This is a genomic window from Cupriavidus phytohabitans, assembly GCF_017815025.1.
Taxonomy (GTDB): domain Bacteria; phylum Pseudomonadota; class Gammaproteobacteria; order Burkholderiales; family Burkholderiaceae; genus Cupriavidus.
The window spans coordinates 1-26,367 of the sequence record NZ_JAGIQB010000003.1; the positions used below are offsets into that span (position 1 = coordinate 1).

Below are 26,367 nucleotides of genomic sequence, written 5' to 3' on the forward strand. Positions count from 1 at the left end.
CCCAATGTAAAACGACCCGGCCGCTCATGCGACCGGGTCGTCAAGTCCCGCCCTTCACGCTATGCCGTTCGCTTCCTCAACCGGGACCATAACTGAACGGCATTAGGTCATCGACCCGGCTTTTTGCATCCTGGCGCTACGCCAGGCAACTACCCTCTCCGCACATCAGCGAATGGCATTGCACTCCGCCACCGCCACCGCCGTCATGTTGACGATGCGGCGCGCGGTCGCCTGCGGGTTCAGGATGTGCACCGGCTTAGCCGCACCCAGCAGGATCGGGCCAACGGTCACACCCTGCCCGCCCGTGATCTTGAGCAGGTTGAAGGCGATATTGGCAGCGTCCAGCGTCGGCATCACCAGCAGGTTGGCGCTGCCGGCCAGTTGGGTCGACGGCAGGAAGTGGCGGCGCACGTCTTCGTCCAGTGCGGCGTCGCCCTGCATCTCGCCCTCCACTTCCAGGTGCGGTGCCGCCTTGGCCAGGATCGCGGCAGCCTCGCGCATCTTGCGCGCCGACGGACGGGTCGAGGAGCCGAACATCGAGTGCGACATCAGCGCGGCCTTGGGATGCAGCCCGAAGCGCCTGATCTCCTCGGCGGCCAGCTGCGCGATCGCGGCCAGTTCTTCCGCGGTGGGATCATCATTGACGAAGGTGTCGGTGATGAACAGCGTGTGCTTTTCCAGCATCAGCGCGTTCATCGCCGCGAACACCTTGGCGCCCGGCGCCAGGCCGATCACGTCGCGCACATGCTCCAGGTGCGCCTCGAAGCGGCCCACGGTGCCGCACAGCAGCGCGTCCGCGTCGCCCATATGCATCAGCATGGTGCCGATCAGCGTGTTGGAGCGGCGCAGCGCCACCTTGGCCATGTCCGGCGTGACGCCGTCGCGGCCGCGCAGCGCGTGGTAGGCCTCGTGGTAGGCGCGGTAGCGCGGGTCTTCTTCCGGGTTGACCAGGTCGAAGTCCACGCCGGCCTTCAGACGCAGGCCGGCCTTCTCGATGCGCATCTGGATCACGTGCGGACGGCCGATCAGGGTCGGGCGTGCCAGGCCTTCGTCGACCACGCTCTGCACCGCGCGCAGCACGCGCTCTTCCTCGCCCTCGGCGTAGGCGACGCGCTTGGGCGCTGCCTTGGCGGCCGAGAACACCGGCTTCATGATCAGGCCGGTGTGGTAGACATAGGTCGAGAGCTGCTGGCGATACGCCTCCAGGTCCTGGATCGGGCGCGTGGCCACGCCGGACTCTTCAGCGGCCTTGGCCACCGCCGGCGCGATCTTCTCGATCAGGCGCTGGTCGAACGGAGTCGGGATGATGTAGTCGGGGCCGAACTTCAGCTCGCGGCCACCGTAGGCGGCGGCCACGGCATCGTTCAGCTCGGCTTCGGCCAGCTCGGCGATCGCCTTCACGCAGGCCAGCTTCATCGCTTCCGTGATCTTGGTCGCGCCGCAATCGAGCGCGCCGCGGAAGATGTACGGGAAGCACAGCACATTGTTGACCTGGTTCGGGTAGTCCGAACGGCCGGTCGCGATGATGCAGTCCGGGCGCGCGGCCTTGGCCACTTCCGGGCGGATTTCCGGCTCGGGGTTGGCCAGCGCCAGGATGATGGGCTTGTCGGCCATGGTCTTGACCATGTCGCCGGTGAGCACGCCGGCGGTCGAGCAGCCCAGGAAGACATCCGCGCCCTTGACGATGTCGGCCAGCGTGCGCGCCGAGGTGTCCTGCGCGTAGCGGGCCTTGTTGGCTTCCATGTTGGCGTCGCGGCCAACGTAGATCACGCCCTTGGAGTCCACCACCGAGACGTTCTCGCGCTTCACGCCCAGGCTCACCATCGTGTCCAGGCAGGCGATCGCCGCGGCGCCGGCGCCCGACACCGCCAGCTTGACCTCGGCGATATCCTTTCCTACCACCTTCAGGCCGTTCAGCAGCGCCGCCGCCGAGATGATGGCGGTGCCGTGCTGGTCATCGTGGAAGACGGGAATGTTCATGCGCTCGCGCAGCTTCTGCTCGATGTAGAAGCACTCCGGCGCCTTGATGTCTTCCAGGTTCACGCCGCCCAGCGTGGGCTCGAGCGCGGCGACGATCTCGACGATCTTGTCCGGGTCGCGCGCGTCGAGCTCGATGTCGAACACGTCGATGCCGGCGAACTTCTTGAACAGGCAGCCCTTGCCCTCCATCACCGGCTTCCCGGCCAGCGGGCCAATGTCGCCCAGGCCCAGCACGGCGGTGCCGTTGGTCACCACCGCCACCAGGTTGGCGCGCGAGGTGTATTCGGCGGCGGTGGCGGGATCCTTGGCGATCTCCTCGCAGGCGTACGCTACGCCCGGCGAGTACGCCAGCGACAGGTCGCGCTGGTTGGACAGCGCCTTGGTCGCGGTGACCTGGATCTTTCCCTTAGTGGGACTGCGGTGGTATTCCAGTGCAGCGAGGCGCAGTTGCGCTTCAGGACTGTTCGGGGCATGTTGCGGTGCATCACCGCTGTTCTGGCTGCTCATTGGCTCGTCCGGAAAGTGGCCCGTGCCGGAAGCGCCCTTCTCCCGCCATGATTCGTATCAGCCGCAATCGGGACAAAGGACCGGCAGCGAAGAAAACCTGGCAGCGAAACTGGCGATTCCGACCACAAGGCCGGAAAAATCGAGCAGTTATTCTAGCCCCGGCATCGTGCAAAGTGCCACCAAAGCCAGTCCCAAAGCCGTATTTTGGGCGGAATGTTCCAGTTAAACAGCTTTTACCAATGGGTATGCAATGAACGCCAGAGGCATGCTCCTGCACGCATTTGCACGCAGCCTTATTTCTGCGGCTTCTCGACTTCAAGCTCGACCCGCCGCGGCTGTCCACTGTTCCCCGGGAAGCCCGCGAAGGCGCTGCGGATCAGGTATGGCATCGTCGCTGGCAGGCTGCCGTTCTCGGTCTGGTTCTGCGCCGTGACCTGGTAGACGCGCTTGCCGCTGGCAGCATCCCTGAAATAGACACGCAGGCTCGAGAACAGCACCGTCACGTCGCGCACCACCGTCTGCGGCGGCCAGTAGCCTGGACCCCACGGACCCCACGGCCCCCATGGGCGGTAATAGCCCGGACCCCAGTACGGTCCCCAATATGGCCCCCATGGGCCGTACCAGGGATCGGGATAGACCGTCTCGGCCACGCGCACGATGCCGGGCGCGGCGTCGAAATCCATGCTGATGCGGTAGTGCGCCTGCTTCTCGGGGACCTGCTCATAGCCAACGCCAGACAGCGCCGCGGCCAGCCATTGCTCGTAGGTCTGACGGTCCAGCTGCGCCGCCTGTTCCGGGGTGCGTTCGAAGCTGTAGGTGTGCGGCGCATCGTTCTGCCAGCCGGGCTGGCTGAAGGCGGTGACATCGGTCACCACGGTGCTGGCGCATCCAGTCAGCACCAGCGCCGCAAGCAGCGACAGCGCGCCCCAAAGCCCCGGGAATCCCGTGGACCGACCGCTTCGTTCTTTTTCATTGCCGACACCGCCTGCGCGCTGCCACATAGTGCCACCTCGCTTTCCACACGCTCGAAATCGTCCCGCGTGTCGCTGAGACCACGCGGCACCGGCGGAATTCCCGCCGGCCCGGGTGCGGCGGCGGACGATACCCCGCCACCCCCTTGGCTACAATGAGGACTTCGGCGCCATGCTTCGCCCGCGCGCGCATGGCACCCTCCCCCACGGTCTTCCGAAGACAGGATCTCTCCATGCTGCGCACCGACACGCCCGTTACCGTCTATCGCAAGGACTATACCGCGCCCCCGTTCGCCATCGACCATGCCGAGCTGGTGCTCGATCTCGATCCCCAGCGCACTATCGTCACCAGCACGCTGCGTTTCGCGCGCCAGCCCGGCGCCGCCGCCGACGCGCCGCTGGTGCTGTGCGGCGACGAACTCGAACTGGTCGGCGTCAGCCTGGACGGCAAGCCGGTGGCCAACGCCACCCAGGACGCCGGCACGCTGACCCTCCCCGGGCTGCCCGCGCAGGGCTCGCTCGAGATCATCACCGCGTGCCAGCCCGCGGCCAATACCACGCTGTCGGGCCTGTACGTGTCCAACGGCAACTTCTTCACCCAGTGCGAGGCCGAGGGCTTCCGCCGCATCACCTACTTCCTCGACCGCCCTGACGTGATGGCGACCTTCCGCGTCACGCTGCGTGCCAATCGCAACGCCTACCCGGTGCTGCTGTCCAACGGCAACCTGGTCAGCAAGCAGGACCTGTCCGACGGCCGCCATGAAGCTGTATGGGAAGACCCGTTCCGCAAGCCGTCGTACCTGTTCGCGCTGGTGGCCGGCAAGCTGGAATGCATCGAGGAAAAGATCCAGTCCGCCTCCGGCAAGGACAAGCTGCTGCAGGTCTGGGTCGAGGCGCGCGACCTGGAAAAGACCCGCCACGCGATGGATTCGCTGGTCCATTCGATCCGCTGGGATGAACAGCGCTTCGGCCTGGAACTCGATCTCGACCGCTTCATGATCGTCGCCGTCGGCGACTTCAACATGGGCGCGATGGAGAACAAGGGCCTGAACATCTTCAACACCAAGTACGTGCTGGCCAATGCCGAAACCGCCACCGACACGGACTTTGCCAATATCGAGGCTGTGGTCGGCCACGAGTACTTCCACAACTGGACCGGCAACCGCGTGACCTGCCGCGACTGGTTCCAGCTGTCGCTGAAGGAAGGCCTGACGGTGTTCCGCGACCAGGAATTCTCCGCCGACATGATGGGCTCGGAATCCGGCCGCGCGGTCAAGCGCATCGAAGACGTACGCGTGCTGCGGCAGGTGCAGTTCCCCGAGGACGCCGGTCCGATGGCGCACCCGGTGCGCCCCGACAGCTATGAAGAGATCAACAACTTCTACACCGTCACGGTGTACGAGAAAGGCGCCGAGGTCGTGCGCATGTACCAGACCCTGCTGGGCCGCGATGGCTTCCGCAAGGGCATGGACCTGTACTTCGAGCGCCATGACGGCCAGGCCGTCACCTGCGACGACTTCCGCGCGGCAATGGCCGATGCCAATGGCCGCGACCTGACGCAGTTCGGACTCTGGTACAGCCAGGCCGGCACGCCGGTGGTGACCGCCCGCACCGTCTGGAACGGCGACGACGGCAGCCTGACGCTGACGCTGACGCAGCGTTGCCCCAAGGTCGGCATCGAGACCCGCGCCGGCACGCCCGAGAAACAACCCTTCCACATCCCGTTCGCGCTCGGCCTGCTCAGCGCCGACGGCAAGGACCTGCCGCTGCAGATCGAGGGCGAAAGCGCGCCCGGCGCGACCACGCGCGTGCTCGACTTCACGCAGGCTGAGCAGGCCTTCCGCTTTATCAACCTGCCGCGCGGCGCGGAGGCACCGCTGCCGTCGCTGCTGCGCAATTTCTCCGCGCCGGTGATCGTCGATGCCGAGTACACCGACGCGCAGCTGACCTTCCTGCTGGCGCACGACAGCGACGCCTTCAACCGCTGGGAAGCCGGCCAGCGCCTGGCGACGCGCGCGCTGCTGCAGCTGGTCGCCGACGTGCAGGCCGGCCGCGAACTCAAGCTCGACCCGGCGCTGGTCCAGGCCATGCGCGCCGTGCTGACCGACGACACGCTCAACCCCGCCTTCCGCGAGCAGGCGCTGGTGCTGCCCGCCGAAGCCTACCTGGCCGAGCGCATGGGCGTGGCCGATCCCGCCGCCATCCACCGCGCCCGCCAGTTCATGCGCGAAGGCCTGGCCCGCGCGCTCAAGGCCGACTGGCTGGCCGCCTACGAGGCCAACGCCACGCCCGGCCTCTACTCCCCGGATGCCGCCTCCGCCGCCAGGCGCGCGCTGCGCAACCTCGCGCTCGGCTACCTGGCCGACAGTGGCGACGCCGACATGCACGCCCTGGCCGACAAGCAGTACCAGGCCGCCGACAACATGACCGACCGCTTCGCCGCGCTGTCGGCGCTGGTGAACAGCTTCGCGCCCGGGCGCGAGCATGCACTCGCCGATTTCTACGAGCGCTTCGAGGACGACGCTCTGGTGATCGACAAATGGTTCTCGCTGCAGGGTATGCAGCGCGGCAGCGTGGGGCCACAACCGGGGGGGCCGCACGCCGGCAAGCGCACCATCGACACCGTGCTCAGGCTGATGGAGCACCCGGCGTTCAACCTGCGCAACCCCAACCGCGCACGCTCGCTGATCTTCAGCTTCTGCTCCGGTAACCCGGCGCAGTTCCATGCCGAAGACGGCTCGGGCTACCGTTTCTGGGCGGACCAGGTGCTGGCGCTCGACGCCATCAACCCGCAAGTGGCCGCGCGCCTGGCGCGGGTGATGGACCGCTGGCAGAAATACGAGCTGACGCTGCGCGGCCGCATGCGCGCCGAGCTGGAGCGCGTCGCCGCCAGCACCACGCTGTCGCGCGACGTCAGGGAGATCGTCGGCAAGGCGCTGGCCGCCTGAACCCATGAGCACATCAGGGAGGCCCCGCAACGCCACTTTGCCCGGCCAGGGCCGGCCGGGCATGTAGAATTGCGGCCATCCAAGGAGAACCAACCATGACTCGCATCAGCCTCACCCGCTACCTGGTCGAGGAGCAGCGCAAGCACAACACGATCCAGCCCGAACTGCGGCTGCTGATTGAAGTGGTCGCGCGCGCCTGCAAGGCCATTTCCAACGCCGTCAACAAGGGCGCCCTCGCCGGCGTGCTGGGCTCGGCCGGCACCGGCAACGTCCAGGGCGAGACCCAGCAGAAGCTGGACGTGATCGCCAACGAAGTGCTGCTCGACGCCAACGAATGGGGCGGCCACCTCGCCGCGATGGCGTCGGAGGAAATGGAATCGTTCTACGAGATTCCCAACCGCTACCCGAAGGGCGAATACCTGCTGATGTTTGACCCGCTCGACGGCTCGTCCAACATCGACGTCAACGTGTCGATCGGCACCATCTTCTCGGTGCTGCACATGCCCAAGCCCGGGCAGACCGTGACCGAGGCCGACTTCCTGCAGCCCGGCACCCACCAGGTCGCCGCGGGCTACGCCGTCTACGGCCCGCAGACCACGCTGGTGCTGACCGTCGGCAACGGCGTGCACGTGTTCACGCTGGACCGCGAGGCCGGCAGCTTCGTGCTGACCCAGTCCAACCTGATGATTCCGGAAGACACCAAGGAATTCGCCATCAACATGTCGAACATGCGCCACTGGGCCCCGCCGGTGCGCAAGTACATCGACGAATGCCTGGCCGGCAACGAAGGCCCGCGCGGCAAGAACTTCAACATGCGCTGGGTCGCTTCGATGGTCGCCGACGTGCACCGCATCCTGACCCGCGGCGGCGTCTTCATGTATCCGTGGGACAAGCGCGAGCCGGAAAAGGCGGGCAAGCTGCGCCTGATGTATGAAGCCAACCCGATGGCGATGCTGGTCGAGCAGGCCGGCGGCGCCGCCACCAACGGCCACATCCGCATCATGGACGTGCAGCCGGAGAAGCTGCACCAGCGCGTGTCGGTGATCCTGGGCTCGAAGAACGAAGTGGAACGCGTCACCCGCTACCACCACGAAACCGAAGGCAAGGCCTGAGCCTCGCCTTCCGGCAACAGGACGGGGCGCCAGCTGGCGCCCCTTTTTTCATCTCCCCGCAAGCGCAGCAGGCGCCGCCTGGACCGTGCCGCCGGATGGCACCGGCGACACAAAAGGGCTTCCCAAGCCGGAAAAACACTGCTAGTATTGCGGGCTGTTCCAGTTCACCGGAACTTGTTGCCGAAGTAGCTCAGTCGGTAGAGCAGCTCATTCGTAATGAGAAGGTCGGGGGTTCGATTCCTCTCTTCGGCACCAAAGCCAATACTGGCGCGGGCTTGCAGGTTTCACGCGATGACAACGAATGAGTTGGTCTACGCGGAGCAAGCAATGGCAACCCAAGCCCTTAGAAGTAATTCCCAAGCCTCACGGCTTGCCTTTGAAGCGGTCCCGGTTCGCGCCCTGTCCAGCGCAAATCGCCGCCCTCTCACTGTCGCCGAACTGTGCGACGCCTACATGGCTGCCTATGCCGGCGCCGACCGCTCGCGCGGTCCGGTTCTGCAGCGCTGGTGCGCCTATCTCGACGGCCTTCTCGCCGCCGACATTGATCCCGACCATATCGCCGACGCCCTCGATCACTGGGCGAGCGTTCCTGTGCGTCGCTACATGGGCCGCGACGAGGCCGGACACAACCTGTATCGCGACATGGGGCTGCCGGCGCCGGCATCCATCAACCGAAACAAAGCGGTCCTCTCTGCCGTATTCACCTGGGCGCAGCAAAAGCGCCTGATGCCGAAGGGCTGGTCGAATCCCTGTCGCGCCGTGCCGGCCCGCGCTGCCGACAACGCCCGCACGCGATACCTGACTCCTTCCGAACGCAAGCGCCTGCTCGCGACCGCAAAGGTGTCGACGTGGAACCGGCTCTATCTGCTGGTGCTGATGGGACTAACAACGGGCGCGCGGCGCGGCGAATTGCTCGGCCTGTGCTATCGCGATCTTGACCTCGACGCCGCGACGGCTCACTTGCATCGCACCAAGAATGGCGACGAGCGCGTCCTCCCGCTGCCACCCGCCGTCGTCGCCGAGATTCGGCGCCTCGGCAAGGCGCCTCACCCGGACGCCCTGCTCTTTCACCGCGTCGGGCATTGGGATCGGCCGTTCCACATTGACAAGGCATGGAACGCGGCGCTCACCGCTGCGCGCATCGCGGACTTCCGCTTTCACGACCTGCGCCACTCATGCGCGTCGTACCTCGCTCAGAACGGGGGGAGCCTGCTGGAAATCGCTGACGTTCTGGGGCATCGCACGCTCGACGTGACAAAGCGGTACGCGCATCTCTGCACCGACAGCAAGACTCGCCTCATTAATCGCGTGATGGGAGACCTGCAATGAAGGACACTCCCCCGATTCTTGGTAGTTTCCACCCTGGCGCCGATGGCAAGTATTCACCGGCTCTCCGAGACCGGAGCCAAGTCGACAAGCTAATCGACGACCGTAGAGACGAATTGACTAACTGCCTGTTGGCCGTTCTTGAGGACGCGGCGCAAGGTGCAGCCCTTCAGCACAAAGTCCGGGAAATCATCGATTCTCACTTTGAGGACATTCGAGCCGATCTGCGGGCGGGAATTGAACGTCGGTCGCGCCGCCCGACACGCAAGACCGGCGACCTCACGCCAACCGAGAGGAGACACATGAAGGCTACATTCGTCGCCTACTGTCTCGACAGGTTAGCGGCAGGACAGGCCGTAAACCGGGCAGCGGCATATCGGCACGTGGCAAAGTCAATGGAGATCGCACAATCAACTGTGAAGAAATGCCTACTGGACGTCGCGACGCCGGATGAAAAGTTGCTGAGGGACGTGCGCGGCTGAGCGAGCCATAAGCAAATTTCTAAGGACCTCTCATATGTGAGGTCCTTTTTCATTGTCCATAGTGCATGCACAAGCGCGGACCGGACACCCGCGCCAGCATTGGCCCCTGCAATCCTCTCGAAGGGAGCACGCACATGGAAGAACAAGACCTGATGCCGGTATTCGGCCCTGGCGGCTGGTGCGCGAAGCACGGCCGCCCCATCATCGCGAGCGACAACGCCCTGCGCTACTTCCTCTCCCCCGAGATCAAGGACGAGCTTGTCGCGTCCGGCATCATTTTCTTCCTGGGCGCGAAGATGATGACCGATGATCCGCGGGCGCTCAAAGCCGCGGTCGTCGAAATCCTCAAGGAACGTTCGAAAGCGCGGATCAGCCGCCATCGTGTCGGCGCCTCCTCACGCCCGCTTGCGAGCGTGACGCGCGGCACCGAAGCGGATTCCGCCTAATCCCCATGCACTGACGACACCCGCCCCGCCAGGATCGCCCCTGGCGGATCGGACGCTCGCCGCCTTTTCACATGCGAGGGGGTTGTGTCATGGTCCCGGATTGGCTCGCTTCAACTCATCGGGCGCGACTATGCGGCAATGATCCGCCCGGCCTCTACCTGATTCTCTCGCTCGGCCCGTCGCTTGCGCGGCGCCTGCCTGTGGCCTACGTGCCGCGGACCTACTGCCCGCAACCGAAGGACGACCTGTCCGCCCTCTATGGGCTCTCGCTCGAACTCGTGTTCGACGAATGGGAGCCCCTCCGTCGCCTGCGCAACCTCGTCGCGCTGATCCTGTGCGCCCGGCCTGAGCGATTGATCGCCTTCCCCATTGATCGGCCGGCGTTTCTCCTGCTCAAGCGAGGAGGGGCATGATGCCGAGGCGCAAACACCCGCGCGGGGAAAAGAATCACGCATATTCACGGCTGCCGCATTCGATCCAAGAGTCGCCGGCTTTTCGATCCCTGAGCTACGGCGCCCGCTCGCTGTTGCTCGATCTCATTTGGCAGCACCGCGGAGGCAACAATGGGGGGCTCATCGCCTCATCGAAGTATCTCGGCCGGCTCGGCTGGAAATCGAAAGATACGCTGGCCCGCGCGCTGAACGAACTCCTCGGCTGCCGGCTGCTGGTCCAGACCCGAGAAGGGGGGCGCAACCGTGTCGCCTGCTATGCCCTCGCATGGGAGCCGACTGCTGTCAGGATTCCGCTGTCGCCGGCCTTCGGAATCCGGCAAAAATCAGAATGTGATGCGTTTGCGGAAAATGACTACCCCGATTTTCGGGGCAACATTGCCCCGGTTTCCGGGGTAGTCAGCAATCCCGAAATCGTGACTGCCCCGAAAATCGGGGTAGTCACGCGATTTTCGGCCTCACGACTACCCCGAAAACCGGGCACGTATACAAGTTACCAAGGGGTGTCCCCGGAAAGCACCACAGAGGAGGCGCCTGCAACGAGCGCCGACCGCCCCCTCGGCCTGATTGCGCCGGCCGCGGTCTACCTCGCCGAGCACGGTCCCGCCCTTGCGGTCTCGGTCCGGCCCAGCCTGTCCGCCGAGGCGACGCCCCTGTGCGACAGTGCCGACCCGGCCGAGATTGCTGACGCCGCCCGGCGCGCCTGGGCAACCACCCGCACGAGCGCCGAGATCCGCCTCGTCGGCACGCGCGCCGCACTGGAACGCTTCGGCCCCTATTGGCAAAGCGCCAAGACGGCACCGGAGGGCGCCCCGGATCAAGCGCCGTCGTCTACGTGTGGGGGCACGTCGGACCCGGAAATAACCGCGGCGGATGTGCGCGGGATGATCGGGTAGACCAACATGGCCGCCGCTCCAACGCCGGAATACGTCGCCCTGCTGCTGACCCAGGGCCGCGCTTGGCTGGCCCGGACCGCCGCGTGCGAGCACTGGCCCGAGGAGCGCCGCGTCGCTGCCGTGGCCGCACTCCAAGCCTGCCGCCCTGAAGCCCTGCCGGGTCATGTGGAACGCCTGCGGCTGGCTATGCGGGAGGCGATGCTCGCCGCTGGTGCCTTGCCTCGTCACGAACGCCCGCACCGATCTCCCCCGGCTGCCGCCCCGCGCGGCATTGCCCGACACCTGACTCGCCCCGCCGAAAGGACCGACCATGACGACGCCGCATAACGCTCCTGACCCTGTCGCTGCAAGCCAGTCGGCTGCCAATAAACCGGCGCCGTATCAGGTCATGCCGCCGCTCGACGATGAGCAATACGCCGAGTTGCGCGAGTCCATTCGCCGCAAGGGCGTCCTCGTGCCGATCGACGTCGACGAGTTCGGCAACGTGCTCGACGGGCACCACCGCCAGCGCATTGCCCGCGAGCTTGGGATTGCCTGCCCGTCCGTGGTCAATAACGGCATCGGCAACGACGTCGCTAAACGGGCATGGGCGCTCACGGTCAATCTGGTCCGGCGCAACTTGGCGGACGCCGCCGAGCGCCGCGCAATGGTGGCCGAACTACTCGCGGAATATCCGTACTGGTCTGATCGCCGCATTGCCAAGGTGACGGGCAGCTCTCATCCGACCGTGGCGACGGTGCGCGATGAAATTTCAACTGGAAAATTTTCCAGTTCGCCCAATGACTACCGCCGCGCGAAGGACGGAACGCCGCCGCCTGCCAACGCCAGGCGCACCGGACTGGACGGCCGCGCTCGTAGCGTGCCCGCGCGCAAAAAGCCCAAACTCGCTGGACCCGTAAATCCGCCACGTAGCGGAGAGCTTTTCGCCGAGCCGATGACCGCCTCGGACGTGGCCGGCGCAGTGCGGACGCTCGCAGCGTCACGCCTGCCCGTAACAGCTATTGCCGCGGCCCTTGGCACCGCCGCCCTGCGTGACGTCGTCCAAGCGTCCGCACTGCTGGGCGCCTTGTCCGAATTGCTGGAACGCTAGGCCATGACGCCCGCCCCGCGCTGCTGTGAAACCTGCGGACTGTGGGGAGGCCGTGTGCCAGGAGAACCGGATTCCGTGCATCGCCTGGTGCCGATGCTGCCGGCCTGCAATGCCGTGTCGGACTGGAAGCATCGCCCCGCGATGGATACCGCATTGCGGGCGACAAATGCCGCGAACCACTGCTCGCTGCACGAGGCGAGGCCCGAGCCGCGGCGCTGCTGCTGCAATTGCTCGCACCACCGGCCCGAGGACCGCATGAGGCCGTGCATCGCGGCCCGCGCATTCCACACGCCGGAAGCCTGCACCGACGCGCCGGATGCCTCGAACGCCTGCCCGCTGTTCGACCTCATCTACCGGGAGAGATGCGCATGACTGCGAATGCTTGGCCCGTCGCCGGCTCCGAGTCGGCACCCCCGATCCCCCAGGAGGCCCGCAGCATCATCGCCCGCTTTGATTCAATGATCTGCGCCATTCGGAAATGTCGCGACGTCGACGAGGCGCTCAGAATGCAAAGCCAGGCCGCCTCGCTGGCCGTCTATGCACGGCAGAGCCGGGACGACGAAGGGGAGCGCATGATGCGGGAAATTCGCCTACGGGCGATGCGCCGGACTGGCGAACTGCTGGCCGCCATGCGGGAAAGCGGCGAGCGCCGCGGTCCTGGCGGACACCCGCTTGCAGCGAAGGCCGAGACCTCGGCGCCGACGCTAGGCGACCTGGGAATCGACGCGAGAGACGCCTCGGACTGGCAACGCCTCGCCAGGTTTCCCGAGAACAAGTTCGAGAGACGGCTGGCCGAATTGCGCGCGGCCGGCAAGCGCCCGTCGGTCCGGCACGTTCTCCCTGCCAAAGCGCCGGCCTCAAGCCCGTCGGCCGAAAGTTTGCGCGAGCAAGCGCGCAAGTTTCGCGTGGCAATCGCGTCTCTCGCCTCCCTCGATGCCGATCCAACTCGCATGCAAAGGCAATGCCCCGAGTGCGATCACACAAGGATTGCGCGCGACCTGCAACGTGCGATTGACTTTCTGGCCGCCGTGCGAGGCGCATGGGTTGTTAGCTGATTTGCGTGCGCGCGGAGCTTGCTAAAAATGTCAATGGTCATAAACTGCGATGCAGCGGAGCAATGGGATCGGGATCGCGTTAGAGCCGCCTCCGATCTCCTGCCAATCCGCATGCGGAGCGACGGTTAATCCGGGACCGCCTCGACCCTTGGAGGCCACTATGCCGCGCCGCGATGCTCGTTCTGTACTTCCCGCCGATCTCGATCCTGCGAGCGAGGTCGGCGAGGTTTCTCCCTCGCCCTCGATCCCGCTTTTCTACGGTTACGACGCCTGGTATCGGCATTACCTGCCGGCGCTCGGGCATGAGCGCGCTGCGCGCCGCCTACTGGCGCCGCTGCTGCCGCGCCTGATCGCTTCCGGCCTGGCACAGGATCACGGCACGCGAGGGGGATATCGCACCGAGCGCCCCCTCGAACTCGCCCACGAAGTACGGCGCCTACTGGCCGCGTCCGACTGCAACCGTACCAAGCGCGTTGTTCGCGCTGTCTTGAGCGACGAGGCGACCTTCGTCTGCCGTCGCTGCCACCGCGTGCGTCCGATCGAGAGCCGGCGCGAGGATGGGCGCTGCGCCGACTGCGCCGCGCTGCCTGCCCTGTCGGCCTGAGAGGGGGCCTGCAATCATGGCCGCCACACAAGCCGTCCCTCTGGCCCCGCGCGCCCGCTTCGTTGATTGCCTGGCACTCGCCGCGAGCGCGGTCGTCGCCTGGCGCTGCGGCGCGAGCGTGCGCTCGATCGCGCTCGCCGAGTTGCATGTCGACGTCGTACTGCCCGGCGATATGAGCCCGCCAGAGCGTGCCGCCTGCCTGCTGGCCCGTAGCATGAGCGACCGCTACCTATCCCGACGCCCGGCGAACGAGACGGCCGAGGTATGGCTCGACGACCTTGAGAATCTCGCGCGCCTGGGGACTAGCGTACGGCGCGCTGGGCTGGTCTGCCGCGTGATTCTGGCCGAGCATCGGCACGCCGTCGACCGGCTCGCCGAGCGGATCGGGCGCGACGGCCTGCTATTCGTCGACGAGCTTGCCGACTTCGCCTCGCTCTACGGGCTCGCCGGGCGCGGCCCGCATCCTCTTTTCGCCCTGCGCGCCTGAGCCATGAGCGCGCCCGAGCCTCTCACCCTTGCTGGTGCCGAAATTCCGCGCGTCGAGCCCCAGGCCGCGCCCTGGCGCCTTGACCTGTCGGACGCCCGCTATACCTGGCCGACCTCGTTCGCCTTCGCCTGGGCCGCGCGCTGCGTCGCCTGCTGGCGCTTGGGCGCCTTGCCGCTTTATGCCTGCACCGATCCGCCCGAGTTCGGCGTGACCGCCCGGCAATGGGAGCGCATGGGGCTCGTCGACGTCGCCGTCGTCATGGCCGCGACCTTGCACGGCGACCGGGCCCTCCTGCGCTTGCCCGAGGCGATCGTCCGCGCGCGCCACGCCCAGGACGTCGACCTCCTCGACGCCGTCGGCGACTGCGAGCCCGAGACCGCGGCGACGGCCGATCTCGTCGGCCTGGGGCTGATCGAGGAGCATCGCGACGACATTCTCGCGCTCGGCCGCTTGCTCGAAGCGCGCGGCGCCTTGTTTGCCGAAGCCCTGGCCGTTTTTGCCGTCGAGCGAGGGCTCATGCATCGGCCGCGGCCGCTGCTGCTGGCCCTGGCGTCCCCCTGAAAGGAGGCTCTAAGAAATGAAAGTTATCGACCTGATCGAGCGCCTCGGCGATGCCCTGGGTAACCGGATCGGAAAGAACGAGCGCGAGATTCGCGAGATCGTCGAGCGCCTGGACCGGATTGAGGCGCAGCAAATCGAGGCGCATCGCGAGCAAGCCAAACGCGCCCGCGCTCCCTTTTCCGTCGCCGTTAAATAAGTCGCCCGTCCCTTGAGGAGGTCATGCCATGCCATCCCGCAAGAAGCATAGCGTTATCACGATGCTTGTTCTCTCCGAGGCGATCCGGCGCCGCTCTCACGAGGACCGCGCCGCGATCGTGCGCCGGGTCTTTGCCGCCGACATGAATCGCGACCCGGTCGCGCAACTCCTCGAACGATCCGCCCAGGCGCCGGCCGACACGGTCACGCCGTCATGGGCTGCCGAACTGGTCGCCGAGGGCGTCGCCGAGTTCTTTGCGACGCTGCCCGCCTCGATCTATGGCGCGCTCGCGGCGCTCGCCCAGGGCGTCAACATGCGCGGATTGGCGACCCTGCGCGTCCCTGGCCGTGACCGCACCAAGCGCCTCAATGTCGCATGGGTAGGCGAGGGCGCGCCGATCCCGGTCTCTGGCGCGGCGCTGACTGGGCCAGTCATGACCAAAGGGAAACTTGCCTGTATCACGACGACGACCGACGAGTTACTCGAAGCGACCGACAGCGCGGCCGACGCGATCGAATTGCTCCTGAAAGAGGACGCCGCGCTCGCCCTCGATATGGCGCTCCTGTCGACTGACGACGCCGTCGAGGGCGTGAGCCCGCCCGGCTTGCTGCATGGCGTGACGGCTATTCCTGGCACCGAGGACCCGGTCGCCGACGTGCGCGCGCTTCTCGCCGGCCTGGGCAACCCGACGGCGCCCGTTTTCATCGTCAACAGCCTGCAACTGCCAGGCCTGGCCGCCGCGCATTTGCTGACCGGCCCGGACCTGCTCGCCAATATGCCGCTGATCGTCTCGCCGTCGGTCACGCCTGGGCGCGTCGTCGCCGCCGACGCGAGCGATATCGTCCTCTCGACCGGCGAGGATGTGCGCATCGATCTCGACAACGTGACAACGATCCACGAGGAGGACACGAGCCCCGATCCGATCGTCGACGGCGCGGGCGTCGTCGCCGCGCCTACGCGCTCGCTTTGGCAAACGTCCTGCACGGCGATCAAGATCGTCTATCCAGCTGCATTCGCCAAGCGGCGCGCCGACGCGGTCGCCTACCTCGACGCCGCCGCCTGGTGACGCCATGACAATGCCGATGGATGCGAGCCCGAAGCGCTTGCCTGTAGACCTCGGCGCTTTCGAGACGGGCTCGGTCGTGAGCCAGGCTGCACTGCTCGCCTCGATCGAGGCCGCGCGCTGCAACTACCTGCGTGCGCTCGCCGAAATGAAACGGTGCGAGGAGGCCGTCGACCGCGCCGAGGCGCTGGCCGAGGAGCTACGCGTGCACGCCCTCGCCCTGGAGAGTCTCGCCCGCGAGGCAGGAGCGATGCCACCGCCCGACACGCCCTTATGCTGACTGCTGGCCTATGGGCGCCGGCCGCGCGGCTGCACGCTACGGTCTTGCGCCCGCGCGCCATGCAACGGGGAGCAAGTGACGGGGGGCATACATGAGAGACCGACTTGCCTTGCCGACCGCGGCTCGTCGTCCACAGATCACAAAAATCGGAAATTTACCCTATTGATTTTGTGCACCCATAGGGTGCGATCTATGGCGTCGGAGGTAATGACTTCCCGACCTTGGAAGGTGACGTGAGAGTCCCTTCCTTCGATTACCTAACTTTTGTGACCGAAAAATCGATCCATTCGCGAAACGCGCGTAGCACATGACTAGACGCCGTTATTCGGTGCAACCTGGGGAGCTAGAAATCCTGTTAGGCCGTCCGTATTCAGCGCAGCCGAAGTGGAAATGATGCGATCCCTGATGCCATGTGCCTGCAGCGCAGCCCTAATGGCTTTCATTAAAATCTTTCCATGCACGACTGCTGCCGCAGGCCCGTTCATTGCGGCTTGGCAAGCTACGGCCAATTGGCCCGAATTTGGCTTTTGACCCGCTTTTATCTGATTCTCTACGCACGTATTAATGTACTTTTCGACCAACGCATCGCGTCGATTTTCAAACGCTTCGCTTACTATCTGCTCGGCCATCTGCTGGTCGATTCCGCAGGCCTCCGCTACATGACCGGGGCGCGCAAAATAGGATTCGAGGTCATTTCCCTCCGGAATAAAAACATCGACACCAAGGGGTACAAATTTATCCTTGTATACAGCAAGCGCCTCCGCCGTCAGAAAATCTCGATCACGATGAACAATATACCGAGCCTGGGGATGACTCCGCTTGAGGTGCGAAATTAGTGCTATCGCCGTACCAATGTTCGTACAACCGGAATAGGAAACAATATCGCATTCCTCAAGATCAAAGCCGTTTGATTCAAGAAGAATTTCCAGAATTTGATGATTTTCGTCTTCAGTCAGGAAAATATAACGAGGATTCCCCAGTCGCTCACCCACATTTAGCGCACCAATTTCAAGTAGCGCCCTTACTTCATAGTCCTCAATATCGGGCTGAACCGCCCCATCCTTGAGCCACACCAACCGTGCGTTTTCCCACAACGCTTGCACCAAGTGCCGACTGTGCGTGGACACAACGATGCTTAGCCCTGAATTTGATGCCTCAATTAACTCCTCCGCCAACTGTTTTTGATTATTAGGGTGCAGATGGCTGTCAGGCTCGTCCAGCAAGAGAATTTTTGGCTCAAATAGATTGATATAAGAAAATATTTGAATTGCCTGTAATACACCAGTACCACACGAATCAATGGGGTACGTTATGCCGTCACGCTGAACAACACAACGGATAGTTTCATCACTATCCGGATTGAATGAAACGTCGAGCGCGTAGTCCGGGAAAATTCGCCCAATTTGGGTACAAAATCGCTGCCATTTTTGCTGATCAGACTTCAGCTGCAAGAGAATGTTTCTAAAGACGCTATTTGAATCACCTCGTGCAGCAGCTTTTCTTACAACGAGATTTGTTTCGTACTCCTCTTCCGAGGGAATTCCCGCCAATCCAGTCACCAGAGCACTATATGGCGTAGTGATCGATTGCAACCTCGCCCCAAGTGTCTGCCCTACCAACTCAAATCGAACATTTTTGTTTCTGCCCTTTCGAACAGATATTTTCGTTTCGTCTCCGCCGTCGACGTAAGTAATACTGATCGCCTCATTTTCGGGCTCCCTAAGTCCATCTCCTTATACAGAACTCATGACTCTTCCCGCAGTGCCTGAATGGTGAGCGCGGCGTCCATGGTTCGCTGCATGCCGATCCAGATCGTCTTGGCGCCGGGCTCACCATCGCTCTTGCGCCCAAGGAATCCCCCCAGGGAAGCAACCAACCGAATCATCTGATTGAGTGTGACCGGTGTCTTCGGACGAGCCTTCTTGGCGAGCACGTATGCCCCACGAATCTCGTCGCCGTCGAAGAACAGTGACGCATCCAGATCCGGGCAGGTTCTGCCCAACCGCATCAAGCGAGCAATACGCCATGCCACCACCATGTACAACGCCAAGGCGCGCTCCACACGATCCATTTGCGATAGCTGCAGCGCTTCGACCTTGCAACCGGTCTTCAGGACATGGAAAAACATCTCCACCTCCCATCTGGCCCGATACCATTCAATCAGCTCGATGACAGCATCGGCATCCTGTGCTTGCCGGTTCGTCAACAAGCGCCAAACCACTGGCTTGATGCCGGCGGGCGCTCCGATCTCCCTGGCCTCGACATGGGTGAGCGCCGCTCCAGTCGTACCCGGCAGCTTCACACGTTGTGCACGTAGCTCCTGTTTGACCTCGCGCGCTTTCTGGCCTGCACGCCCCGGCAAGATAAAGGTGATTTCCCCAAGTACCGGGCTGGCTCCGACGCTATCCCACAACTTGCCTCCCTCGGCAAGGTTGCGGTTGTGTTGGCAGCGGATCAGCCAGTCGGCCGGTTGGCCAAGTTCCTGGGCGCGCGCCATCAACTCCGCGATATCACCCTCGCGGTCCGTCACATACACCAGCCGTGTCTGGGGCAATAGGGCGGCTTGCTCCGCAACCCGTTCATACCCTTCGATCCAGCGCACGCTTTCCTTGATCCCGCTGCGGTGCCCATCGGCGTCCTTCAGTTCCCGAGCCCACATCCAGGCATCGATCACCCCCAGCGGCTCCCGGTCTGGCGTCACCGCGTAGGTCGGATGCAGAAACATTCCCCGCTGGGCTTCGTAGGTTAACGGCCCCAGCCCCTCCATGTCCTGGCCATTAAAGTTCAACTCGGTTGTATCAGCGATGCACAGCACCACCGGAAACTGCGCGGCCCTCGCTGCAGTGCGCTCCCAATGGGGCTGCATCACGTCCCGCCAATCGATCTGCTCATTGCCGAGAAACCGATATGCTCCAATGGTTTGTGACCAGTCATCGCATGCGCCAGGAATGCTCGCCGTAGGCAGAGCCGAAAACCGCTTGAGCAATTCCTTGGCGCGCCGATCCCGCCGCGGATCACCAAGATCCAGACTCTCAAATTCCTCGTCCACCCATGCCCCCGACTCGTTGCCCATTGCTGCGCGAAAATCCGAGAGTAAACGCGAGTCTGGCGAAGTTAACAACCCCTTACCTCGAAATTTCCGCGGCCTCAGGCTCCATGCCCGGCTGCCGAGACGGTCCTACTTCTGTATAAGGGGATGCCCTAAGTCTGCCATTTGGCCCCAATGACAGAACGTCTTTAATCGGGGAATACACAAGATCGCTCTGCCCGATTGACGTCGCTAGACGATCATCCGCCCAGTTCCCTCCCTGCATCGCAGACGTCTGCGCTACAGACGCGCCAAACTGAATCGCTTGAAGGACTGAACTCTTGCCGGCATTGTTCCCCCCGACTAGGAGGGTGAGTCCGTGGATGTTGAGATCGACAGATTGAAGATTCTTGAACCGTTCAATGACCACCTGCACGACTGCCCCTTCCTTGTTAGTTTGGGCAATGATAGTCGAAGATCACTCAGGCGCACTGGGGGCCGCCTACTGACTGGCTGCCAACCGCTTACTCACTCGCTCGTGTAGAATCACGAACGTCTATCGAGTGTGCCTGCATTCGTAATGAGAAGGTCGGGGGTTCGATTCCTCTCTTCGGCACCAAAAGAATTCAGGGCATCGCCCACGCAAACCCGGACAGCGTCACGCTCTCCGGGTTTTTTGTTGCCCCGCAGCCAAGGAAATGGCGAAGAGATCAGGGCCCCAACCGCCGTGCCCACCAATACCTGAACGGATGGTCGAAGTCGGGATACAGCACCGGCTGGCTGAAGCAGCCGGCGTGCTTCATCAGGAGGTAGGCGACAAGCATGGTCGCCCAAAAAGCAAACAGGTCCATGATGCACGGCCACCCTTGTTTGCCAGGTGGCCGTTTTCATTATAGGGAGCGCTGTCGCTGCGGGGCCCATACCGCACCCCGCACTTACCCTAACCCGGCAAGGTGGATCAGTACACTTCCGGCACGAACATCTCTTGCGGTACCGGATGCCGCACGTAGTCTTCATGCCGCTCGCGCGCCGGCAGCACGATCGGGGGGGCGTCCACGTCCTGGTAGGGCACCAGGCTGAGCAGGTGGTGGATGCAGTTCAGCCGTGCGCGCTTCTTGTCGTCGGCCTGCACCACCCACCACGGCGCCTCGGCGATGTGGGTGCGCTCGAGCATGGTCTCCTTGGCTTTGGTGTAATCCTCCCAGCGCCGCTGCGATTCCAGGTCCATCGGGCTGAGCTTCCATTGCTTGAGCGGGTCGTGGATGCGGCTGAGAAAGCGCAGGCGCTGTTCATCGTGCGTGATCGAGAACCAGTATTTGACGACCTGGATGCCGGAGCGGACCAGCATCTTCTCGAACTCGGGCACTGAGCGGAAGAATTCTTCGTACTGGTCGTCGCTGCAGAAGCCCATCACGCGCTCGACGCCGGCTCGGTTGTACCAGCTGCGGTCGAACAGCACGATCTCGCCTGCCGCCGGGAGGTGCGCCGCGTAGCGCTGGAAGTACCACTGGGTGCGTTCGCGATCGTTGGGCGCGGGCAGCGCGGCCACGCGGCATACGCGCGGGTTCAGCCGCTGCGTGATGCGCTTGATCACGCCGCCCTTGCCGGCGGCGTCGCGCCCTTCGAACAGGATCACCAGCTTGTGGCCGGTGGTCGCGACCCAGCTCTGCAGCCTCACCAGTTCGCCCTGCAGGCGGAACAGCTCGCGGAAATAGTGGCGGCGGCTGTCCTGCTCGGCCGCGTCGGGCAATTGCACGGGGTCGCCGAAGGCCTCGCTGGCATTGCGGTCGTCCAGTTCCAGTTCGATCTCTTCGTCGTAGTAGTCGGCCACTTCGTTGTGGATGCGCCGCACCAGCTCTGCCTCGCCCGGTCTCATCTGCTCCTCCTGTCGGATCCATCGCGGTCGCGCCGATGCTGGCACGCCAGTGTTGCAGGCGCGTGAACGCCTTCGCGCGCTATGCCGCCGGATTGATGTTGTGGTTGTGGCGGAACAGGTTGCCCGGATCGTATTGGCGCTTGACCTCGAGCAGCCGTGCAAAGTTGGGACCATAGGCGGCGCCGACGCGGTCGGTTTCTTCTTGCGTCAGGAAGTTGACGTAGACGCTGCCCAGCGCGAACGGCTCCGCGGCGCGGAATACCTCGCAGGCCCAGCCGATGCAGGCGTCGTCCTCGGCCGGCGTGTCCCAGCGCGCGTGCAGGTTCATGATGAACTGCGCGTCGCGGTTGGCATAGGCGGTGGCGTCCGCCGCCACGCGATTGGTCTGGCCGCCCATCGCGCCGATGAACACCTCGCATTGCGGCGACGGCAGCTTGCCGATCTGCTCGACCAGCATCGCGATCAGGCCGTCGTCGAGCCCGGCGAAGTTGTGCGATTTCCAGTAGTTGCGCGCGCCCGGCGTCAGCAAGGGATCGAAGGCCTGCTGCCATGCCACGAGCGGCATCGGTCCGACATGCTCGCCATAAGGCGTGCCCAGCTTGCGCAGCGGCTCGACCAGCGCGGGGCCATGTTCCGGCGGGCCGATGTAGCAGATCGCCAGCGCCACGATCGGCTTGCCGTGCGCCTCCGGCGGCAGGAACGGCAGAGGCGGGGCCTGGCGCAACACCGCCCAGACCGTCAATTCATCCGGCATGGACTTGAACTGCTCGCGGAAGGCCGGTAGCACGGCGGGAGCCTGCTCGAGCGGGTAGACGATCAGGCCGCCATAGACCTCGGGACCGACCGGATGCAGCCGGAACTCGAACATCGTGACCACGCCGAAGTTGCCGCCGCCGCCGCGCAGCGCCCAGAACAGGTCGGGATGCTCGTCGGCGCTGGCGCGCACCAGCTTGCCTTCGGCAGTGACCACATGCGCCGAGACCAGGTTGTCGACGGTGGTGCCGAACTTGCGGCTGAGCCAGCCAAAGCCGCCGCCCAGGGTGAGCCCCGCGACGCCGGTGGTCGAGTTGATGCCCAGCGGCGTGGCCAGCCCGAAGGCCTGGGCCTCATGGTCAAAGTCGCGCAGCGTGGCGCCAGGTTCGACCCAGGCACGCTGTGCCCGCGGATCGATGCGCACCGAGCGCATCGCCGACAGGTCGAGCACCATGCCTTCGTCGCAGATCGCCAGCCCGCCGATGTTGTGGCCGCCGCCGCGTATGGCCAGCAGCACGCCGTTGTCGCGCACAAAGTTGACCGCGGCGATCACGTCGGCGACGCCGGCGGCCTGCACGATCAGTTGTGGCCGGCGGTCGATCATCGCATTCCAGATGCGGCGGGCTTCATCGTAGGCGGCGTCGGCGGGCTGCAGCAGCCGGCCGCGCAGTTGCGCCTTCAGTGATTCGACATGTTCTTGCGATAACTGGCCCATGATCTGTCTCCCGATGCGGTTTGAAACCATCGGACGACGCGCGGCTGCCGGGTGGAGGAAGATGGCCACGAGAACCGATGATTTCACCATTTAAGGCAGCCCCCCGTCGAATGTAAACGCGGCATGGATGCGACATAAGCGCGGCGCGCGGCGAGCCCCGCCCAAGTGCCGCAACGCGATCATGGCGCCGTGCCGGCCTATCATGGAACTATTGCCGGCACGTCCCAACCCCACCGGCCGGCTACGCAATGGACACAACCAGCCCCCCTCCCCTGTTCCTGTGCGGCGATGTGATGACCGGGCGCGGCATCGACCAGATCCTGGCGCACCCCAGCCAGCCGCTGCTGCATGAGTCGTATGTGCATTCGGCGCTCGACTATGTGCGCCTGGCCGAGCGCAAGGCGGGCCCGATCGCGCGTCCGGTGGCGCCGGCGTATCCATGGGGCGATGCCCTCGCCGAGCTCGATCGTCGCGGCGCAAGTCCGCGCATCGCCAACCTGGAAACGGCGATCACTACCAGCGATGACGCATGGCCGGGCAAGGCCGTGCATTACCGCATGCATCCGGGCAACGTCGATTGCCTGCAGGCCGCGGCCATCGACTGCGTGGCACTGGCCAACAACCATGTGCTCGACTGGGGACGCGCGGGCCTGGCCGATACTCTGGGGGCGCTCGATGCTGCGCATATCGCACATGCCGGGGCCGGCCCCGACGAGGACAGCGCGATGCGGCCGGCGTCGCTGCCGCGGCCGGGCGGCGGCCGTGTCCTTGTGTTTGCCTTCGCCATGCATGATTGCGGCACACCCGCGGCATGGCGTGCCACCGCCGGCCACTCCGGCGTGAACCTGCTGGATGACTGGTCCGCCGCCTCGTGCGACCGCATCGCCGCGCGGATCGGCAAGGACAGGCGTGCCGACGACCTGGTGGTGGCGTCGATCCACTGGGGTGCCAACTGGGGCTACCAGATCGATCCGGCGCAACGCGCCTTCGCGCACGGGCTGGTGGAACGGGCCGGCGTGGATATCGTGCATGGACATTCCTCGCACCATCCACTCGGCATCGAGCTGCATGCGGGCAAGCCCATCCTCTATGGCTGCGGCGACTTCATCAACGACTACGAAGGCATCGGCGGCTACGACGATTACCGGCCGGATCTGGCGCTGATGGTCTTCATCAGTTTCGATGCGGCAGGCGACGCGGACCTGCGGCTGGTGCCGCTGCGGCGCAGCCATTTCCGGCTGGAATATGCGGGCGAAGTCGATATCGCGTGGCTGCTGGCGATGTTCGCCTACGAAGGACGCGCGCTCGGCACGCGGGTCGAGCGCAGCGGGCTGCACGAACTGCACATGTCGGCGGCGTGAAGCCCGCGCCATGAAAAAGCCCGCCTGCACGGCGGGCTCTTGCAGCACGTACCGCTAAGCTGCGGTGCCGCGCTAGTGGCGGTGGATCATATGGTCGAACCATGTGCGCACCGACTGCTCCTGCTGCTGCAGCAGCGTCGGGTTCTTCTCGCGCATGATCCAGACGACAATGGCGGCGCAGGCGACCAGGGCGACCAGCGCCAATGCCGTGATCAGGGCGGCAGTCATAGCAACCTCCTGTGAGAGACTGGTTGCACCTTTAGTGTAGGTCGGATCGCGCGCGCTGCGCGTGCGTGCAAAAAGCAGGAAGGCCAGCCGCATTGGCTGGCCTTCCGGTATCTCAAGTGCCACGTGAATCGGTTCCGTGTAACGCTTCCACAGTTTGCTGGTCCGCTTCTGCATTCACTGCCCGAGACTAGCTCTCTCGCCCATCCTGCGGCACCCCAGGACATACCTGCAGGATAGTACAAATTCGGGCGCAGGAAAGCCTCTCGCTCGGGCCACGCCCAGGTTCCGCTCACGTCACCGCAATACGGTCCTCGATCAGGCGGATCTGGCCGCCAGGCTTGTCTTCCATCACCTTGAGCACGCGGCTGCCCACCTGCAGCGTGACGCCGCCATGGATGCGGCGGGCGGCGTCGATCACGGCATCGGCCGATGGCTGCATTTGCTGGCCCAGCTCTGTCAAGCGGCCTTCCAGCTCGAACAGGTCACGCGAGAGCTTGAACAGCGTGGCGCGCGCCTTCTCGCGCAGGTCGCCGACGGCCTTTTCAGGATTCCTGGCAAAGAACGCAACCAGTTGGTTGAGCTTGCTCTGCTCTTCCAGCAGCCTGCGGCGGTCGGCCTCGAGCGCGGCACGTTGCGCATCCGCATAAGGGTTCAAGCCCACCTGCACGCTGGTGGCACTGCCTGCAGGACTGCCGAGCACCGCGGCGCGCACTGCCAGCATGGCGCGAGTGCGCCCGCCGCTGATGCTGCCCTGCACGCCTGGGCCGCCGACCACGATACGCTCGCCCGCGGCGACGTCGCTCTGGCGGATGCCGCTGTCGACGTTCACCTCGGTGCCGGCCTCGACCACGGCGTTCTCGATGAAGCGCGCCTTGACCGCGCCCTTGCAGCGCACGCGGGCGCGGCTGATGCCACCGTCGGCATGTCCGGTCTTGGCCTTGCCGATGATGCCACCCTTGACCACGACATTGCCGCCGGCGTCGATGTCGGCCGCTTCGATGGTGCCCTCGACCAGCACGTCGCCGCTGACGCGCACCGACATGCCGGTACGGATATCGCCCGCCACGCGCAGCGTGCCGTCAAAGGCAACGTTGCCGGAATGCAGGTCGACCGCCTCCACCTGCACCACCGGGCTGACGGCGATGCCATGCACGCCGGCCACCGGCGCGCCGGCGATCACGGCCACCAGCAGGTCGGGGTCGTCCGGATCGGCGGCGGCGCCGGTGAGGCCCTCTGCGAAGGGTGGATCGTCCACGGGATCGGCGGCAATGGGCTTGCCGAACACGTCCACGCCGTCATGGCCGGGCACCGCGGGGATGCGGCGCATCAGCGGCGTGCCAGGGCTGACCAGCAGCAGGTTGCCGAGATCGCGCAGGTCGACGCGCGAATCTTCTTCATCGGCCTGCACCGGCTTGCGCGGCTGCAGCAGGTTAAGGAAGCACGCCGGCTCGCCCTGGCGCGGCGCAACGCCGGCGGCGATGGTGCGCAGCTCGCAGCGGCCTTCGGCCAGCGCGGCGCCGAGCGCCAGCGCCTGGATCGGCAGCACCACGCCGCGCTCGGCGACGGCGCGCCGGATATCGTCCTCCGCCACCGGCCGACCGCCTTCTGCGGGCATCAGCGTGAGCCGCACGGCCAGGCCGTCGTCCGTGATATCGAGCTCGAACGCGCCATCGACCAGTACACCGATGGCGGCGTCGATCTCATGCTCTGCACGCTGGCACTGCTGCAGGAACTGCGCGACAGCGCGTGCATCCAGCCTGGCGCCGGCCCAGCCGTGGCTGTCCAGGCACTGCTTCAGGCTGTCATGACCCGGCGCCAGCCTGCCTGGCTCCGGTGTGTAGCGTGCATGCACCTGATCGCCTGGCTCGGTCAGTTCCAGGCGCAAACCTGACTCGTGCATCTTGAGTCCCCTGACATTGGTTGCGGAGCTGCATGGCGACCGGCCACGGCGGC

Annotated in this window: 27 protein-coding genes and 1 tRNA gene; 18 read left to right on the forward strand and 10 right to left on the reverse strand. The window is 64.9% G+C overall.

What is annotated here, in order from left to right; genetic code table 11:
• Positions 1 to 165: 165 nt before the first annotated feature.
• On the reverse strand, positions 166 to 2,487 hold the full coding sequence (locus J8I34_RS02420) for an NADP-dependent malic enzyme (protein ID WP_209775560.1): 2,322 nt from the start codon (positions 2,485 to 2,487) through the stop codon (positions 166 to 168).
• 293 nt (positions 2,488 to 2,780) lie between these two features.
• Entirely contained in the window at positions 2,781 to 3,407 is a 627-nt protein-coding gene (locus J8I34_RS02425; protein ID WP_029045606.1) for a DUF4136 domain-containing protein, read from the reverse strand.
• A gap of 284 nt (positions 3,408 to 3,691) precedes the next feature.
• Here J8I34_RS02425 and pepN point away from each other — a divergent pair, with 284 nt between their 5' ends.
• From pepN to J8I34_RS02510, 17 genes are all read left to right on the forward strand, one after another.
• Positions 3,692 to 6,406: an aminopeptidase N gene (gene pepN, locus J8I34_RS02430; RefSeq protein ID WP_209805254.1), complete on the forward strand. Its 2,715-nt coding sequence runs from the start codon at positions 3,692 to 3,694 to the stop codon at positions 6,404 to 6,406.
• A gap of 95 nt (positions 6,407 to 6,501) precedes the next feature.
• The gene (locus J8I34_RS02435; protein ID WP_209775562.1) at positions 6,502 to 7,518 is read left to right on the forward strand and encodes a class 1 fructose-bisphosphatase; all 1,017 of its coding nucleotides are present in this window, start codon (positions 6,502 to 6,504) and stop codon (positions 7,516 to 7,518) included.
• 179 nt (positions 7,519 to 7,697) lie between these two features.
• A tRNA-Thr gene (locus J8I34_RS02440) sits at positions 7,698 to 7,773 on the forward strand.
• 72 nt (positions 7,774 to 7,845) lie between these two features.
• Positions 7,846 to 8,847, forward strand: a complete 1,002-nt coding sequence (locus tag J8I34_RS02445) for a tyrosine-type recombinase/integrase (RefSeq protein ID WP_209805255.1) — start codon at positions 7,846 to 7,848, stop codon at positions 8,845 to 8,847.
• The gene (locus J8I34_RS02450) at positions 8,844 to 9,326 is read left to right on the forward strand and encodes a hypothetical protein (RefSeq protein ID WP_209805256.1); all 483 of its coding nucleotides are present in this window, start codon (positions 8,844 to 8,846) and stop codon (positions 9,324 to 9,326) included. Before J8I34_RS02445 ends, J8I34_RS02450 begins: the two co-directional genes overlap by 4 nt.
• A 134-nt stretch (positions 9,327 to 9,460) precedes the next feature.
• On the forward strand, positions 9,461 to 9,772 hold the full coding sequence (locus tag J8I34_RS02455; RefSeq protein WP_209805257.1) for a hypothetical protein: 312 nt from the start codon (positions 9,461 to 9,463) through the stop codon (positions 9,770 to 9,772).
• Between the two features lie 89 nt (positions 9,773 to 9,861).
• Positions 9,862 to 10,185 carry a hypothetical protein gene (locus J8I34_RS02460; protein WP_209805258.1) on the forward strand — a complete coding sequence of 108 codons (324 nt, stop codon included), beginning with the start codon at positions 9,862 to 9,864 and terminating at the stop codon, positions 10,183 to 10,185.
• Positions 10,182 to 11,117, forward strand: a complete 936-nt coding sequence (locus J8I34_RS02465) for a hypothetical protein (protein WP_209805259.1) — start codon at positions 10,182 to 10,184, stop codon at positions 11,115 to 11,117. Before J8I34_RS02460 ends, J8I34_RS02465 begins: the two co-directional genes overlap by 4 nt.
• Before the next feature lie 310 nt (positions 11,118 to 11,427).
• On the forward strand, positions 11,428 to 12,207 hold the full coding sequence (locus tag J8I34_RS02470) for a ParB N-terminal domain-containing protein (RefSeq protein WP_209805260.1): 780 nt from the start codon (positions 11,428 to 11,430) through the stop codon (positions 12,205 to 12,207).
• Positions 12,208 to 12,282: 75 nt separating this feature from the next.
• The gene (locus J8I34_RS02475) at positions 12,283 to 12,579 is read left to right on the forward strand and encodes a hypothetical protein (RefSeq protein WP_209805261.1); all 297 of its coding nucleotides are present in this window, start codon (positions 12,283 to 12,285) and stop codon (positions 12,577 to 12,579) included.
• Complete coding sequence (locus J8I34_RS02480; RefSeq protein WP_209805262.1) at positions 12,576 to 13,262, forward strand: hypothetical protein; 687 nt, start codon at positions 12,576 to 12,578, stop codon at positions 13,260 to 13,262. Before J8I34_RS02475 ends, J8I34_RS02480 begins: the two co-directional genes overlap by 4 nt.
• Positions 13,263 to 13,422: 160 nt before the next feature.
• A complete protein-coding gene (locus tag J8I34_RS02485; protein WP_209805263.1) occupies positions 13,423 to 13,866 on the forward strand; it encodes a hypothetical protein in 444 nt (147 codons plus the stop codon).
• 16 nt (positions 13,867 to 13,882) lie between these two features.
• Positions 13,883 to 14,353 carry a hypothetical protein gene (locus J8I34_RS02490; RefSeq protein WP_209805264.1) on the forward strand — a complete coding sequence of 157 codons (471 nt, stop codon included), beginning with the start codon at positions 13,883 to 13,885 and terminating at the stop codon, positions 14,351 to 14,353.
• A gap of 3 nt (positions 14,354 to 14,356) precedes the next feature.
• Complete coding sequence (locus J8I34_RS02495) at positions 14,357 to 14,914, forward strand: hypothetical protein (RefSeq protein ID WP_209805265.1); 558 nt, start codon at positions 14,357 to 14,359, stop codon at positions 14,912 to 14,914.
• Positions 14,915 to 14,930: 16 nt separating this feature from the next.
• Entirely contained in the window at positions 14,931 to 15,110 is a 180-nt protein-coding gene (locus tag J8I34_RS02500; protein ID WP_209805266.1) for a hypothetical protein, read from the forward strand.
• A gap of 28 nt (positions 15,111 to 15,138) precedes the next feature.
• Complete coding sequence (locus J8I34_RS02505) at positions 15,139 to 16,176, forward strand: phage major capsid protein (protein ID WP_209805267.1); 1,038 nt, start codon at positions 15,139 to 15,141, stop codon at positions 16,174 to 16,176.
• A gap of 4 nt (positions 16,177 to 16,180) precedes the next feature.
• Positions 16,181 to 16,453 (forward strand): hypothetical protein, encoded by a 273-nt coding sequence (locus J8I34_RS02510; RefSeq protein WP_209805268.1) that lies wholly within the window; start codon positions 16,181 to 16,183, stop codon positions 16,451 to 16,453.
• Positions 16,454 to 16,764: 311 nt separating this feature from the next.
• On the opposite strand, the gene J8I34_RS02515 is transcribed toward J8I34_RS02510, so the two are convergent.
• From J8I34_RS02515 to J8I34_RS02540, 6 genes are all read right to left on the reverse strand, one after another.
• Entirely contained in the window at positions 16,765 to 18,045 is a 1,281-nt protein-coding gene (locus tag J8I34_RS02515) for an ATP-dependent nuclease (RefSeq protein ID WP_209805269.1), read from the reverse strand.
• Positions 18,046 to 18,197: 152 nt separating this feature from the next.
• Positions 18,198 to 19,526 (reverse strand): IS4 family transposase, encoded by a 1,329-nt coding sequence (locus tag J8I34_RS02520; protein ID WP_209805270.1) that lies wholly within the window; start codon positions 19,524 to 19,526, stop codon positions 18,198 to 18,200.
• Between the two features lie 52 nt (positions 19,527 to 19,578).
• Positions 19,579 to 19,917, reverse strand: coding sequence for an AAA family ATPase (locus tag J8I34_RS35440; protein WP_209805271.1), 339 nt, complete (start codon positions 19,915 to 19,917; stop codon positions 19,579 to 19,581).
• A gap of 274 nt (positions 19,918 to 20,191) precedes the next feature.
• Positions 20,192 to 20,332 carry a hypothetical protein gene (locus J8I34_RS02530; protein WP_198030792.1) on the reverse strand — a complete coding sequence of 47 codons (141 nt, stop codon included), beginning with the start codon at positions 20,330 to 20,332 and terminating at the stop codon, positions 20,192 to 20,194.
• A 107-nt stretch (positions 20,333 to 20,439) separates the two neighbouring features.
• Positions 20,440 to 21,357, reverse strand: coding sequence for a polyphosphate kinase 2 (gene ppk2, locus J8I34_RS02535; RefSeq protein ID WP_209773124.1), 918 nt, complete (start codon positions 21,355 to 21,357; stop codon positions 20,440 to 20,442).
• A 79-nt stretch (positions 21,358 to 21,436) separates the two neighbouring features.
• Entirely contained in the window at positions 21,437 to 22,825 is a 1,389-nt protein-coding gene (locus J8I34_RS02540; RefSeq protein ID WP_209805272.1) for an FAD-binding oxidoreductase, read from the reverse strand.
• 248 nt (positions 22,826 to 23,073) lie between these two features.
• Between J8I34_RS02540 and J8I34_RS02545 the strand changes: the two genes are divergently transcribed.
• On the forward strand, positions 23,074 to 24,186 hold the full coding sequence (locus tag J8I34_RS02545) for a CapA family protein (protein ID WP_209805273.1): 1,113 nt from the start codon (positions 23,074 to 23,076) through the stop codon (positions 24,184 to 24,186).
• Positions 24,187 to 24,258: 72 nt separating this feature from the next.
• On the opposite strand, the gene J8I34_RS02550 is transcribed toward J8I34_RS02545, so the two are convergent.
• Positions 24,259 to 24,414, reverse strand: coding sequence for a hypothetical protein (locus J8I34_RS02550; RefSeq protein ID WP_209773131.1), 156 nt, complete (start codon positions 24,412 to 24,414; stop codon positions 24,259 to 24,261).
• 289 nt (positions 24,415 to 24,703) lie between these two features.
• A complete protein-coding gene (locus J8I34_RS02555; RefSeq protein ID WP_209773135.1) occupies positions 24,704 to 26,314 on the reverse strand; it encodes a flagellar assembly protein A in 1,611 nt (536 codons plus the stop codon).
• Positions 26,315 to 26,367: the final 53 nt, after the last annotated feature.

Excerpts from the sequence above, each read along its gene's own strand:
- J8I34_RS02420 (WP_209775560.1), bottom strand. The coding sequence starts at position 2,487 with ATGAGCAGCCAGAACAGCGGTGATGCACCGCAACATGCCCCGAACAGT.
- pepN (WP_209805254.1), top strand. The coding sequence starts at position 3,692 with ATGCTGCGCACCGACACGCCCGTTACCGTCTATCGCAAGGACTATACC.
- J8I34_RS02435 (WP_209775562.1), top strand. The coding sequence starts at position 6,502 with ATGACTCGCATCAGCCTCACCCGCTACCTGGTCGAGGAGCAGCGCAAG.
- J8I34_RS02445 (WP_209805255.1), top strand. The coding sequence starts at position 7,846 with ATGGCAACCCAAGCCCTTAGAAGTAATTCCCAAGCCTCACGGCTTGCC.
- J8I34_RS02450 (WP_209805256.1), top strand. The coding sequence starts at position 8,844 with ATGAAGGACACTCCCCCGATTCTTGGTAGTTTCCACCCTGGCGCCGAT.
- J8I34_RS02455 (WP_209805257.1), top strand. The coding sequence starts at position 9,461 with ATGGAAGAACAAGACCTGATGCCGGTATTCGGCCCTGGCGGCTGGTGC.
- J8I34_RS02460 (WP_209805258.1), top strand. The coding sequence starts at position 9,862 with ATGGTCCCGGATTGGCTCGCTTCAACTCATCGGGCGCGACTATGCGGC.
- J8I34_RS02465 (WP_209805259.1), top strand. The coding sequence starts at position 10,182 with ATGATGCCGAGGCGCAAACACCCGCGCGGGGAAAAGAATCACGCATAT.
- J8I34_RS02470 (WP_209805260.1), top strand. The coding sequence starts at position 11,428 with ATGACGACGCCGCATAACGCTCCTGACCCTGTCGCTGCAAGCCAGTCG.
- J8I34_RS02480 (WP_209805262.1), top strand. The coding sequence starts at position 12,576 with ATGACTGCGAATGCTTGGCCCGTCGCCGGCTCCGAGTCGGCACCCCCG.
- J8I34_RS02485 (WP_209805263.1), top strand. The coding sequence starts at position 13,423 with ATGCCGCGCCGCGATGCTCGTTCTGTACTTCCCGCCGATCTCGATCCT.
- J8I34_RS02490 (WP_209805264.1), top strand. The coding sequence starts at position 13,883 with ATGGCCGCCACACAAGCCGTCCCTCTGGCCCCGCGCGCCCGCTTCGTT.
- J8I34_RS02495 (WP_209805265.1), top strand. The coding sequence starts at position 14,357 with ATGAGCGCGCCCGAGCCTCTCACCCTTGCTGGTGCCGAAATTCCGCGC.
- J8I34_RS02500 (WP_209805266.1), top strand. The coding sequence starts at position 14,931 with ATGAAAGTTATCGACCTGATCGAGCGCCTCGGCGATGCCCTGGGTAAC.
- J8I34_RS02505 (WP_209805267.1), top strand. The coding sequence starts at position 15,139 with ATGCCATCCCGCAAGAAGCATAGCGTTATCACGATGCTTGTTCTCTCC.
- J8I34_RS02510 (WP_209805268.1), top strand. The coding sequence starts at position 16,181 with ATGACAATGCCGATGGATGCGAGCCCGAAGCGCTTGCCTGTAGACCTC.
- J8I34_RS02520 (WP_209805270.1), bottom strand. The coding sequence starts at position 19,526 with ATGGGCAACGAGTCGGGGGCATGGGTGGACGAGGAATTTGAGAGTCTG.
- J8I34_RS02530 (WP_198030792.1), bottom strand. The coding sequence starts at position 20,332 with ATGGACCTGTTTGCTTTTTGGGCGACCATGCTTGTCGCCTACCTCCTG.
- ppk2 (WP_209773124.1), bottom strand. The coding sequence starts at position 21,357 with ATGAGACCGGGCGAGGCAGAGCTGGTGCGGCGCATCCACAACGAAGTG.
- J8I34_RS02540 (WP_209805272.1), bottom strand. The coding sequence starts at position 22,825 with ATGGGCCAGTTATCGCAAGAACATGTCGAATCACTGAAGGCGCAACTG.
- J8I34_RS02545 (WP_209805273.1), top strand. The coding sequence starts at position 23,074 with ATGGACACAACCAGCCCCCCTCCCCTGTTCCTGTGCGGCGATGTGATG.
- J8I34_RS02550 (WP_209773131.1), bottom strand. The coding sequence starts at position 24,414 with ATGACTGCCGCCCTGATCACGGCATTGGCGCTGGTCGCCCTGGTCGCC.
- J8I34_RS02555 (WP_209773135.1), bottom strand. The coding sequence starts at position 26,314 with ATGCACGAGTCAGGTTTGCGCCTGGAACTGACCGAGCCAGGCGATCAG.